This window comes from Methylophaga lonarensis MPL (genome assembly GCF_000349205.1).
Lineage (GTDB): Bacteria > Pseudomonadota > Gammaproteobacteria > Nitrosococcales > Methylophagaceae > Methylophaga > Methylophaga lonarensis.
Map to the genome: position 1 here is coordinate 1 of NZ_APHR01000033.1, position 12,871 is coordinate 12,871.

The following is a 12,871-nucleotide window of genomic DNA, read 5'->3' on the forward strand; positions in this document are numbered from 1 at the left end:
GCTGGAAGGCACAGTCAGTTATGTGCGCGGTAAACGCCGTGACACTGGCGATAATCTGTATCGAATTGCACCGCTAACTGCTCGCACCATGCTCAGTTATGTCGAGCCAAGCTGGCAGCTGGGTGTTGAAGTTGAAACCATCGCAGCTCAACGGAAGGTGTCCAGCACCAATCTGGAACAAAAAACCAGCGGTTATGCCTTGTTCAACCTGTCTGGCCGCTACCAGCCGGTCAAGGATCTGACCGTTACAGCGGGCATCAACAATCTGTTTGATCGCCGCTATCACGATCATCTCGGTGGTTACAATCGGGTGATGGGCAACCCTGATATTGGCGTGTTGGATCGTTTACCGGGCATAGGTCGAAACGCTTACGTCAATCTCGGTTACCAGTGGTAATCAAACAACGTTAATCCAATCGGGCTGGCACTGGCAGTGTGAATATCACCTGCCGGCGCTCTGCTGTTTCTGTGGTGTACAGCAAGGTGATCTGTTTCGCGTGCTGCATCTGCTGCCACAACGCTTCGGCATTGGCCTGACCGGCAATACGAAAATCAAACCACTCAGGCCGGCGATCAGCGGTAATTGTTGGAAAGTCGGCGACCGGCCGGGCAGTGTTAATCAGCATATCGCCTATTGATGGTTGATTATTGACGGCATTTAACTGCCAGTCACTGCCAGCACCTGAGGCTTGATAGTCATAAAAAAAACTGCTGTGGTGGCCGGGCGGCACCGGCACAGGAACGCAGACCTTCCACAATGCTCATTGGATAGTCATTATCCAGCTGCAGCAGAATCAGCTCATGACTGGCAAAACTATCCAGGTTACGGTCACTGAGGCGAACCGTCAGCCAGTATTCACCACTCTTGAGTTGCTGCACCTGCAACAGCTCACCGCCTTCTGCTTGTATGCTGAATGATTGTGCCTGAGCAGACATCGAAATGAACAACAGCAACGCCATCAGTAGCGGCATAGTTTTGACCTCACAGCTTCGGGAGCTATTGATCGGTAATTTTCAGTTTAACGCCAATCGCTTTCAAATACCGCCGTTCCTGCCGTAAATCAGCCTCAGTCAGCGGGTGCTCTGCCAACCAGCCCTCGGGCAAGCTCAACTTCAAACCTTTTGTCCCAACCTCTAGGCCGACAAAGGTATCGGCTTGTTCACTACGGCCACGGTTAAAAACCATTGCCAGTCGCAAAATAATCGCCAGCCGCGTCGAAGTCGTTTGTAATTCGTCCGGCAGCTCACTGAAATAATTGCTCGGAAATTTGCGTCGCTGAGCACGGATAAGCGCGGCCAGGGATTGTTGTTCTTCACGTGAAAAACCGGGCATGTCCGAGTGAGCGACCAAATAAGCGGCATGTTTGTGAAACTGATCATGAGATATCGCCAAACCAATTTCATGCAAACGCGCAGCCCATTGCAGTCGTTGTTTAAACTCTTCACCGACGATCTGCCAATCAATGGCAATTTGTTGATAGAGCTGATCCGCCATGACACCGACCCGTTCAGCGTGCAGCTCATCTACCCCATAGCGTTTTGCCAAAGCACTGACGGTGCGCTCACGCTCATCATCGTGTTGAATACGACCCAGCAGGTCGTAAAGCAGACCTTCACGTAATGCGCCGTCTGAAACAATCATTCGGTCGATACGCAAACGTTCAAAAGCCGCCTTGAGCACACAGACACCGCCAGCCAATACCTGGGTGCGCTCTTCACTGAGGCCATCCAACTTGAGCTTATCTGTGTGACCGGCGTTTTTCATCGCCACTAGAATCATGTCGAGCGCATGCATGGTGATCACACCGTCATCACACCAGCCGTTGGCTTTGGCAATATTGGCAACACATCGAATGGTGCCTGAAGCCCCTACCGCCTCCTGCCAGCCCAAATCCAGATAGGGTCGCTGAATTGAGCGCAATAGAATGGCAGCACTCAGCAATGCCTTTTGGCAGGACTCATCGTTCAACTGACCATCAGGGAAGAATTTTTGGGTAAAGCTGACACAGCCCATTTCCAGGCTTTCACGGCGCAGACCTTTTAACCCCTCGCCGATGATAAATTCGGTGCTGCCACCGCCAATATCCATGACCAACCGCCGTGAATTGTCAAAAGCCAGTGATTTGGCAACGCCAAGATAGATCAGGCGCGCTTCTTCTTCACCGGTGACAATTTCAATGGGATGACCGAGCGCCAGTCGCGCCCTGCGCAAAAAATCACGACTGTTTTCAGCCACACGCAGTGTGTTGGTGCCTACTACCCGCACCTTGCCGTAAGGCAAATCCCGAACCCGCTGACCAAAACGTTCAAGGCAGGCAGTAGCGCGGTCCTGTGCTTCTATCGACAGTCGGTTTTCCTTATCGAGTCCGGCGCGCAACTGCACCATCTCTCTGAGTCGGTCGAGAATTTGAAACTGACCATCACGCAGGCGGGCAATGATCATATGAAAGCTGTTTGAGCCCAGATCAACGGCGGCAAGAATATCTTGCTCGGTATGTGATTCCTGTTCTTGTTCCATGCCCGCGATGTCTTGTAAGTCAGAATTTATTCTGCCTGATGCTGTACAGGCATGTCATCAATCAATCTCGTCATACGGCTATCTTAAATTGTATTCGTGTAAGTTTGATGATGCTGTTTCAATATTCATCGGGCACAAAAAAGCCCGCACAGCAACACTGCGCAGGCTTTTGACGAGCAAACAAAATTAGTCTTGTTCGCCTTTGATAACTTTTTCCATTTTTTCCACACTGAGGTGGCGCACATCTTTGCCTTCGACCAGATAGATCACATGTTCACAGACATTGTGCGCATGGTCGCCAATACGTTCCAGCGAACGCGCTGACCACATCATATCCAGTACGCGGGTAACGGCGCGTGGATCTTCCATCATGTAGGTGATGAGCTGTCTAAGAATGCTTTCGTATTCAGCATCTACTTCACGATCTTCTCTGGCGGTTCTGAGTGCAGTGTCCACATCAAAACGGGCAAAAGCATCCAACGCATCACGCAGCATACCGCGCACATGATTGCCCAGATTACTCAGCTCGCGATAGTTCTTTTTCGGCCGATCTTTTTCAGAAAGATTCAGCGCCATACGGGCAATGCGCACCGACTCATCACCGATACGTTCAAGATCAGTAATGGTTTTCAGAATGCCTGTGACCAGACGCAAGTCACTGGCCGTCGGTTGGCGCTTGGCAATGATCTGGATGCAGTCTTCATCAATACTGACTTCCAGTTTATTAATTTCGTCGTCGCCTGAAATGACCGATCTGGCCAGATCGGCATCGCCGTTCACCAGGGCTTCCATCGCATTTTGAACTTGCTGTTCTACCAGACCGCCCATCGCCAGCACCTGGCTGCGAATATCCTGCAGTTCTTTCTCGAACTGTTGTGAAATATGTTGTGATTGATTGGTAACCATCTGTTATCTCCTGAGGCGGGACTTAGCCGTAACGGCCAGTGATGTAGTCTTCGGTTTGTTTTTTGGCGGGATTGGTGAACAACTGATCGGTGGCACCAAATTCAATCAACTCACCCATGTACATGAATGCGGTGTAGTCGGATACCCGCGCCGCCTGCTGCATGTTGTGCGTCACGATGACAATGGTGTAATCGTTCTTCAACTCATTAATAAGCTCTTCGATTTTCAGGGTCGAGATGGGATCCAGCGCCGAAGCAGGCTCGTCCAGCAGAATCACTTCCGGCTCAATGGCAATCGCCCGGGCAATCACCAGACGCTGCTGCTGACCACCCGACATGCCCATGGCTGACTCATGCAGACGGTCTTTGACCTCGTCCCACAGTGCTGCACCTTTCAGGGATTTTTCGACCACCTTATCCAGCGTGGAGCGATCATTCACGCCTTGCAGACGCAGGCCGTAAGCAACATTTTCATAGATGGATTTCGGGAACGGGTTTGGCTTCTGGAATACCATGCCCACCTGACGACGCAATTCGGCGACATTGACACCCGGTGCATTGATCTCCTGACCATCCATCAGCATATCGCCGGTGATGGTCACGTTATCCACCAGATCATTCATCCGGTTAAAACAACGCAGCAAGGTTGATTTACCACAACCTGAGGGTCCGATAAACGCAGTGACACGTTTCTCAGGGATTTGCAGATTGATGTTTTTCAGTGCCTGATCATTACCGTAATAGAGGTTCAGATCGTTGACCACAATCTTGATCGACTCGTTGGCCATCAACAGCGCTTCTCTGGCTTCGCCACTTCTGGCTTGACTGGCAGATACCCGGATTGGAGCGGTTTTTTCTTGTGAATTCATAGTTGAATACTCTTTAGTTTCATTTTCAGTCGTCATGGCTTAGTCCGAAGCATTGCGATAGCGTTCACGCAGTCGGTTTCGAATGCTGATGGCAGTCAGGTTCAACACCACAATCAACATCACCAGTACCAGGGCTGTGGCATAGACCAGCGGTCTTGCCGCTTCAGCGTTCGAGCTTTGGAAACCGACATCGTAGATATGGAAGCCCAGATGCATGATTTTGCGCTCCAGATGCACGAACGGGAAGGTGCCATCTACCGGCAGTGTTGGCGCAAGTTTCACCACACCCACCAGCATCAGTGGTGCTACCTCACCTGCAGCACGGGCAATCGCCAGAATCAGGCCGGTCATCATGGCCGGAGTTGCCAGCGGTACGATGACTTTCCACAGTGTTTCAGCCTTGGTGGCACCCAAGGCCAAACTGCCCTGACGAATGGTGGACGGGATCCGCGCCAAACCTTCTTCGGTAGACACAATCACTATCGGCAAGGTCAGCAAAGCCAGTGTTAAAGAAGCCCAGAACAAGCCCGGTGTACCAAAGGTCGGCGTTGGCAGTGCAGCCTCATAAAACAGCCTGTCCAGACTGCCGCCAAGGAAGTAGACAAAAAAGCCCAGACCGAATACACCGTAAACAATCGACGGTACACCGGCCAGGTTATACACCGAGATCCTGATGACTCGGGTCATCAGACCTTGCTTGGCGTATTCGCGCAGATAAATCGCCGCCAGAATGCCAAATGGCGTGACGATAATCGACATGATAAATACCATGGTCACGGTGCCGAATATCGCTGGGAAAATACCGCCTTCGGTATTGGCTTCACGCGGGTTGTCCGACATGAATTCCCACAAACGCTCCATGTACTGACCCATCTTGGCAGGCACTGACATACCGTTTGGTGCGGTTACCCGGACAATTTGTGCCATTGACAAATCTACCTGTGCACCTTCGGCAGTCACCATTTGCAGTGTATCTCGACGTTGTGCTGCTTTGAGTGCGTCCAGCTCAACACGTAACTCTTCATACTGAGCGTCCAGTTCAGCCCGTGCCGCGGCGATGCGGGCATCTTCAGCTTCACGTTCCGGGCCACTAACATCACGTAAGTCCAAACGACGAGTGTCCAGCCGAAGCTGTTCCAAACCACTGTTGATACGACCGATCTGACGACGTTCAAGACGCTGGATTTCCTGATGCAATTTCAGGCTGCGATCCAAAGCCGCCTGCATATCACGCCAGAACCCAGACTGTTGAGGGGTGCTGACAATTTCACCCTCTCTGAGCAAGGCCACTGGTTGACCGTAGAAATTACCCCATTCACGTCGCTCAATCTGATAGGCATCCAGCGGATAAGTAAACTCGCCCATGCCCAGTTCGAGGTACCAGACGAAATCACGACCGGTCTGATCTCTGTTGCCTTGCTTGACCAAGTAGCGAGTGACCATGTCGATATCTTCGGGCACTTCATTACCCGCATCACGTGCGACTGCTGATGGAATGGTTTGGGAGCGCACAATCTCACCCATCACCACAATTTGTTCGCCCTGCTCATTGGTGATTTCAATCTGGGCAATATTGGCCGGCCAGAAATGACCAAAACCACGCACTGCAATCAGACCTATCAAACCCACCACCATGATCATGCACATCGCCACGGCGCCGCCGTTGAGCCAAATCCAGGGTGAACCACTTTTCAACCATGCTTTCATTGTTATCGATCCCTTCTGGCTTACAGGTTGCTGTAACGGGCACGTAGCCGCTGACGAATGATTTCTGCAGCGGTGTTAACGATGAAGGTCAGCGCCAACAACACCAAGGCTGCAAGGAACAGAATGCGGAAGTGCGAGCTGCCTACAGCCGTTTCCGGCAGTTCTACGGCGATATTGGCCGACAGCGTGCGCATGCCTTCAAAGATATTGAAGTTCACCACCGGACTGTTACCGGTCGCCATCAGTACAATCATGGTTTCACCGACTGCCCGGCCAAAGCCCATCATCACCGCAGAGAAAATACCCGGACTGGCGGTGGGCAATACCACACCAACCACGGTTTGCCAGCGGGTGGCACCCAGTGCCAATGAACCCTGAGTCAAATGACGAGGCACTGTGAACACCGCGTCTTCAGCAATCGAAAAGATGGTCGGAATCACAGCAAAGCCCATGGCAATACCCACAATCATCGCGTTACGCTGGTCATAGGTCACCCCCACATCGGTAAACCACTGACGCATGCTGCCATTAAAAAACCAGACCTCAATCCAAGGGCTGATAAAGATACAGAAGGCGCCAAATGACAGAATCACCGGCACTAACAAAGCCGCCTCCCAGCCATCTGGCACTCGACTGCGGAATGAACCTGGCAGCTTTGACCAGAAGTAGGCAAACACCAGCATCAACACTGGCATGAGTATCAAGAAGCTAAAGATCGCCGGCAGGTGATCCTCGGCAAAGGGGGCCAGCCACAAACCAGCCAGAAAACCGAGAATAACCGTCGGCAAGGCTTCCATGATTTCGATACTGGGTTTGACCACACCCCGTAGTTTGGGTGTCATGAAGTAAGCGGTGTAAATGGCACCGGCAATCGCCAGTGGCATGGCAAATAACATGGCATAGAAGGCGGCCTTCAGCGTACCGATAGACAACGGCACCAAACTGAATTTTGACTCGAACTCATCGGAAGCTGATGATGACTGCCAGATGTATTCAGGGTTGGCCCGGCCTTCGTACCAGACTTTGTTCCACATCGCGGCAAACGACAATTGCGGATGCTGGTTCCACAGTCCGGCAACTGAGACCTGTTGCTGATCATCCAGCAACATCAAGCGACCATTGACCTGAGAAATTGCAGCACCTACCAGCGGTTGTTCACTCAGTTGCTTGAAATAGAGAGTGCGCGCTGAGGTGCCGTAGTGAATGCCCAGCTGACCTTTGGCATCTACGGCCAGAAAGCCTTTACGGGTGTATTCCGGCGCCAGTGCGGTAATCGCTGCGCCGTGCGGATTAAAGTCACGAATCCGGGTCAGGTGATTATTATTGGATTCATCACGCACCAGGAACCACTGACTTAATTCACCCTTTTCTGTACCGACAATCAGCGATACCGTGCCGACCAGAAAGTCCATGGCGGTAATCGCACTGCCCTGTCCTGCATTCACAGAGGCGACAAAACGCGCGTTTTCCAGACGGGAAATATCATAGTAGTGGATATACCCTTTGGCATCGGCAATAAACAGACTGCGTAAGGCCTTGTCGACCAGCATTTTCACCGGCGCTTCGGGTACCCTCGCCAGCTCGACGGTGTTGCTGTTGACGGTAACTTCGCCGGTCATCATGTTGCTGCGGCTGGTCAGACTGGTCACCAGCAGGCGCTGGTCTTCAGTGATTGCTGTAACGACTGAGCCTGCCGCGCCACGTATTACCGTCTCAATAGCCAGATGCTTGATCGCACGACCCTGCTCATCAATTTGAATCGCTGCCTCACCAAATGGATACTCCATTCTTGGTGTAATCAGGCGCTGGTCATCAGGAAAGCTGATGTTAAATGCATGGCGGCTGATCACCACCTGACCATTGCTAAGCCCTTGAGCAGTCACGCTACCAATGTATTCCGAGTTGGCAAAGCTTGTCACTGTGGCATCTTCAGGAATCGGCAAGTCGAATTGCTGGCGAATCTGGCCGTTATCGGCGTCAAAGAATGTGACCTGACCGTTGTCGGTGTATTGAATGCCCATTTCCTGATAACGCTCAAGCACCAGATGCTGGGTATTTGCCTGGGTCACAGGCAGTGTGTAAGTGGCCTGAGGGGTGACTGAAGCGCCTTTGAGGATAGGCATCACCTCGTAAAACAGATAGACAAAAATCATCGCCAGGGCAAACACCACACCAAAGCCTGCAGCAGTAATTCCCCAGCGCGAGGCGCTATCCTTGAAGTCACGCCTTTTTCGCAGCTTTTCCCGAGCCGCAGTGTCAGGAAGCAGGGATTTGCGTGCTCCTGAACTGCCCAAGGCGCCAGTTACGGTTTCAGTCATTGTGTAGCCCTGTGTGAGTGTCAATCATGAAGCGCCAAGCTTACTGACATTATGTGACAGCAATATTACAAATATTAACTGATTGATTTTATTAATTATTATTCTTAAACAATGCCAGGAGATCGCTAGCATTAGATAAAAAAAGAGGCCCGAAGGCCTCTTCTTATCGTGCATGGTTTCTGGGATTATTCCAGACCCAAATCCTTACGGATTTTGCCAGCCAGAGATTCTGGAAGTGGCACATAACCATCACGGTTTACCACTTCCTGACCTTCTTTGGACAGAACCAGTTTTACAAACTCACGAGTTTGTGGGTCCAGATCCTGGTTAGGGTGTTTGTTAATGTAAACGTACAGGTAACGAGCAAGTGGGTAGGCACCTGAAGCAGCATTGTCAGCGTTGGCTTCAGCAAATGGAGCGCCTTCTTCAGCAGCCAATGGCACTACACGAACGCCTGAAGTACGGTAACCAATACCTGAGTAACCGATACCGTTGATTGACTCAGTGACACCTTGAACCACAGATGAAGAACCTGGCTGTTCGTTGATGCTTGATTTAAAGTCACCGCCGCACAGTGCGATATCTTTAAAGAAGCCGTAGGTACCAGATACAGCGTTACGGCTGTACAGAGCAAAGTCACGGTTTTCCCATGCGCCAGACAGACCCAGTTGACCCCAACGGCTCACATCAGCTTCTGCACCACAGCGACGTGTGGCTGAAAAGATCGCGTCAACTTGTGGCAGGCTCAAGCCTTCAATCGGGTTGTCCTTGTTGACATAGACCGCAACCATGTCGATAGCGACTGGCACTTCGTAAGGCGCGTAACCGTATCTTTCTTCAAAAGACTGGATTTCAGACTGGCGCATGCCACGGCTCATAGGAGCCAGAGTCGCAGTACCTTCAGTCAGAGCTGGGGGCGCAGTCGAAGAACCGGCACCTTGAACCTGAATATTGACGTTTGGGTAGAATTTGTTGAACTCTTCTGCCCACAGCGTCATCAGGTTGTTCAGTGTGTCTGAACCAATGCTGGACAGGTTACCTGATACACCTGAAGTCGGTGAGTAGGCTGGCAGATTTGGATCAACATCAGCGAAAGTGGCAGACGACAGTGCCATGGTGACAGCGGCGCCAATGACTGCGAGTTTTTTCTTGAACATGAGTGTTCAGCTCCTGAATTGAATGAAAACGTAGCAACGGGTGAAGTTGCCAACGCGAGCAGTATTACTCCTAACTGTGACAGGCTGATGAAAGAAACATGACAATTGTGTGACAGCGTCCCCGGAGGCTGTTTTTTCCAACAAAATCAATTGATTTTCCGCGATAAAAAAGCCCGCTGTTTATCTCTGCAGGCTATACGCTGAATCACAACGACTCAGACATCGATTTTATCGACCAGCTTTTTCAACGGGAAATGACAACAGAATTTGGCACCTTCTCCGGGTGCACTGTCGATGATCAGCTCACCTTCATGGCGCTGCAAGACATGCTTGACGATGGCCAGACCAAGGCCGGTGCCGCCGGCACTGCTGGCCCGACCTTTGTCGACTCGATAAAAACGTTCGGTCAGGCGATCCAGATGTTTGGCCTCAATCCCCTCACCTTGATCAGTGACACAGATCTTTGCGCCAAAATTATCGCTGTGCCAGCTGACAGTGATCGGACAGTTGTCCGGTGTGTACTTAACGGCATTGAATACCAGATTGGAAATGGCACTTCTCAGCTCATCCACATCGGCCATCAGCCATTTTTCCGATTGCAAATCCAGGCTGATGGGCTGTTGGCGATAGTGCTCAAGATGAAAGGCATCATCAACAATGACTTTAAGCAATTGACCAACATTGGTGGGGGTATGCATCAGCGGCTTTTCACCGGTTTCCAGCGAAGACAATGCCAGCAGATCCTTGATCATCAAATGCATACGCTGCGTCTGCTGCTGCATGACAGGTAATGCCTGATGCCACTGTTCTGCAGGCGTGTCGGGCTGGAAACTTTCCAGATAGCCTTTGAGTACTGTCAACGGCGTACGAAGCTCATGCGAAACATTGGCCACAAAATCACGACGCATCCGCTGCAGTTTCACGGTCTGGGTAACATCTCTGGCGATCAACAAGCGGCCATTGCCCATGTAGCTGACCAGTTTGATTTCCAGTTGGCGTGATGCGTTCAAAGGTGAGTTGAGGGTGATTCCCCCCCCCTCAGCCACTGGATTTTCCATGAGTTTGAGTAACTGCGGGTCGCGAATCAGATTGATAACCCGAACACCACTGTCACGCGGCCAGCGAATACCAAGTAACTGCATGGCTGAAAAATTGGCCCAATCCACCTGGCCATGTTTACCAATGATCACAATGGCATCGGGCAAGGCCGCGGTGGCTGACTGAAAACGCTTGAGATAACTGGTGACTTTCTTTTTGCGGTTGTTGTTTTGCTGACGCATTTTCTCGATGTGACGGCACACATCATCCACCACGCCTTCAGCACTGGGACAAGTGGCCTTTTTGGGGTGTTGCAACCAGCGCCACAACTGATACCACTTACGTTGCAACCAGATAGCGTAGCCAAGTGCAGCGATGAACATGAATGTCATCATCTGCCCCATGATCAGTCCGAGAAATCCTGCCAGACTGATCAGCGCCAACAGGCGCCAATTATCCCACTGCATTCAAATCAATCCGTTATTCAGCCGAGAAGCGATAGCCAACGCCGCGCACCGTCTGCACCAAATGATCGTGACCATAAGGCTCAAGCGCCTTACGCAGTCTTCGGATATGCACATCGACAGTGCGCTCCTCGATGTACACAGTGTCGCCCCAGACAAAATCCAGCAATTGAGAACGGTTATAGGCCCGCTCAGGGTTTTTCATAAAGAAGTGCAGTAAACGGAACTCGGTTGGTCCAAGATCAATACGCTGTTCACCCACGTTCACCCGGTGGCTTTTAGTATCCAGCACCAATTCACCACAACTGAGTTTTTGACTGTCATCGCTGTTCAGTGGCTGGCAGCGACGCAACAAGGCGCGAATTCGTGCAACCAGCTCTACCGGCGCGAAGGGTTTGTTGATGTAATCATCGGCGCCGACACTCAAACCTTTGACCATGTCTTCGCTCTCACCCTTGGCAGTCAGCATGATGACTGGAATTGACGCCAGAAACTCATTGGCGCGCAGACGTCGGATAAATTCAATACCATCGATGCCTGGTAACATCCAGTCAAGCAGAATCAAATCAGGCTGTTGTTGTTTCAGCCATTCCAATCCCTTTTCACCATCGGAGACCGCTTCGCAAATGAATCCGGATTGCCGCAGTGTGAAATTCAACATATCCCGAATCGCAGCATCATCCTCGACGGCCAAAATGGTAGTGGTCATTGCTTGTTCCTGTGCATAGTTTTCGCCAACTAGCATACTCGCTGAATATGACAGATTTGTTAAGCCCCGTTTCGAGGTAATTTCAGTGAAATCAGACTAGCCATCGCGATCATCAATGCCGAGACCAGCAAGCATGCGGCCAGACCAGCCCACATGTAAATCCAACCCGACAGCAGTGTCCCCAGCAATCGACCTGCAGCATTGGCCATGTAGTAGAAGCCCACATCAAGTGAAACACCTGAAGCATCTGCATAGGCAACTATTAGATAGGAGTGCACTGCCGAGTTAATGGCAAACACAACACCATAGACCATCAAGCCTGCGGTGAGCGCCGCCATCAACATCCAGTCAAAATAAACAGCCGCAGCGATCAGCATTGGCAGCAACATTAACGGTAACGACCAGCGCCAAACGGTCTGCCCATCTGGCGCATGCGCTTTTGAATAACCGGTGAGTTTGGGGGCTGCAGCCTGAACAATGCCATAGCCCACTACCCAGATCGCCAATAAGGCTCCGACATAGATGGCTGGCCATTGCAGTTGAGCATGTAAAAACACAGGTAAGGCCACTACAAACCAGATGTCTCGAGAACCGAACAGAAAGAACCGGGCGACTGACAATCGATTGACCGCCGGACTTTTCGAAAAAATATCGCGAAATTTTGGTTTGAAACTCGCCTTGCCGAGCTGACGATCCAGCAGGTAGACGCTAAACAACAACACCACAAACAAGACCACTGTCATGGTCAGGATAGCGCCCCTGAAACCCAGCCAGGTCAGTAATGCGGCACCGACAAAAAAACCAAATCCTTTCAGCGCATTTTTAGAGCCGGTCAGCAGGGCAATCCATCGATACAAGGTCGACTGCTGATCATCGGCAACCAGCATCTTAATGCTGGATTTAGCACTCATCTTGTTGAGGTCTTTGGCAATGCCCGACAAGGCCTGTGCCACCATTACATAAGCGACTGATAACCATTGCGGATCGACCAGCAACATCGACAAGGCAATGACTTGCAGCAATAACCCAAGGTGCATGGTGACATTCAGCCCAATCGCGCCGCCAGCCAGCCACCGATCAGATTGGTGACAATGCCAAAAACTCGTACAGCACAAACAGCATTGCCCCTTCCAGCGGACTGTAACCAAGCTGATGGAAATAAAGCACGACCAGCATACGAAGTGCG

General features: G+C 51.2%; 12 protein-coding genes. 1 reads left to right on the forward strand and 11 read right to left on the reverse strand.

Going from position 1 to position 12,871, the window contains the following annotated elements:
* The coding region (locus MPL1_RS06580) for a TonB-dependent receptor domain-containing protein (RefSeq protein ID WP_040576953.1) at window positions 1-397 on the forward strand (397 nt) is incomplete at its 5' end.
* Between the two features lie 10 nt (window positions 398-407).
* Here the strand turns inward: MPL1_RS06580 and MPL1_RS06585 are convergent.
* From MPL1_RS06585 to arsJ, 11 genes are all read right to left on the reverse strand, one after another.
* On the reverse strand, window positions 408-737 hold the full coding sequence (locus tag MPL1_RS06585) for a hypothetical protein (protein ID WP_161604009.1): 330 nt from the start codon (window positions 735-737) through the stop codon (window positions 408-410).
* Window positions 697-972, reverse strand: coding sequence for a hypothetical protein (locus tag MPL1_RS06590; RefSeq protein ID WP_009726344.1), 276 nt, complete (start codon window positions 970-972; stop codon window positions 697-699). The genes MPL1_RS06585 and MPL1_RS06590 overlap by 41 nt, the downstream gene beginning before the upstream one ends.
* A gap of 25 nt (window positions 973-997) precedes the next feature.
* Window positions 998-2,518 (reverse strand): exopolyphosphatase, encoded by a 1,521-nt coding sequence (ppx, locus tag MPL1_RS06595; protein ID WP_009726345.1) that lies wholly within the window; start codon window positions 2,516-2,518, stop codon window positions 998-1,000.
* 186 nt (window positions 2,519-2,704) lie between these two features.
* Window positions 2,705-3,424, reverse strand: a complete 720-nt coding sequence (gene phoU, locus MPL1_RS06600) for a phosphate signaling complex protein PhoU (RefSeq protein WP_009726346.1) — start codon at window positions 3,422-3,424, stop codon at window positions 2,705-2,707.
* 22 nt (window positions 3,425-3,446) lie between these two features.
* Window positions 3,447-4,211: a phosphate ABC transporter ATP-binding protein PstB gene (gene pstB / locus MPL1_RS06605; RefSeq protein WP_235045546.1), complete on the reverse strand. Its 765-nt coding sequence runs from the start codon at window positions 4,209-4,211 to the stop codon at window positions 3,447-3,449.
* A gap of 120 nt (window positions 4,212-4,331) precedes the next feature.
* Window positions 4,332-5,999 (reverse strand): phosphate ABC transporter permease PstA, encoded by a 1,668-nt coding sequence (gene pstA, locus MPL1_RS06610; protein WP_009726348.1) that lies wholly within the window; start codon window positions 5,997-5,999, stop codon window positions 4,332-4,334.
* A 20-nt stretch (window positions 6,000-6,019) separates the two neighbouring features.
* Window positions 6,020-8,317 (reverse strand): ABC transporter permease subunit, encoded by a 2,298-nt coding sequence (locus MPL1_RS06615; RefSeq protein ID WP_009726349.1) that lies wholly within the window; start codon window positions 8,315-8,317, stop codon window positions 6,020-6,022.
* Window positions 8,318-8,502: 185 nt separating this feature from the next.
* The gene (locus tag MPL1_RS06620) at window positions 8,503-9,474 is read right to left on the reverse strand and encodes a PstS family phosphate ABC transporter substrate-binding protein (RefSeq protein ID WP_009726350.1); all 972 of its coding nucleotides are present in this window, start codon (window positions 9,472-9,474) and stop codon (window positions 8,503-8,505) included.
* Between the two features lie 215 nt (window positions 9,475-9,689).
* The gene (gene phoR / locus MPL1_RS06625; protein WP_009726351.1) at window positions 9,690-10,979 is read right to left on the reverse strand and encodes a phosphate regulon sensor histidine kinase PhoR; all 1,290 of its coding nucleotides are present in this window, start codon (window positions 10,977-10,979) and stop codon (window positions 9,690-9,692) included.
* A gap of 13 nt (window positions 10,980-10,992) precedes the next feature.
* Window positions 10,993-11,685, reverse strand: a complete 693-nt coding sequence (phoB, locus tag MPL1_RS06630; protein WP_009726352.1) for a phosphate regulon transcriptional regulator PhoB — start codon at window positions 11,683-11,685, stop codon at window positions 10,993-10,995.
* Between the two features lie 59 nt (window positions 11,686-11,744).
* Entirely contained in the window at window positions 11,745-12,722 is a 978-nt protein-coding gene (arsJ, locus tag MPL1_RS06635) for an organoarsenical effux MFS transporter ArsJ (protein WP_009726353.1), read from the reverse strand.
* Between the last annotated feature and the right edge of the window lie 149 nt (window positions 12,723-12,871).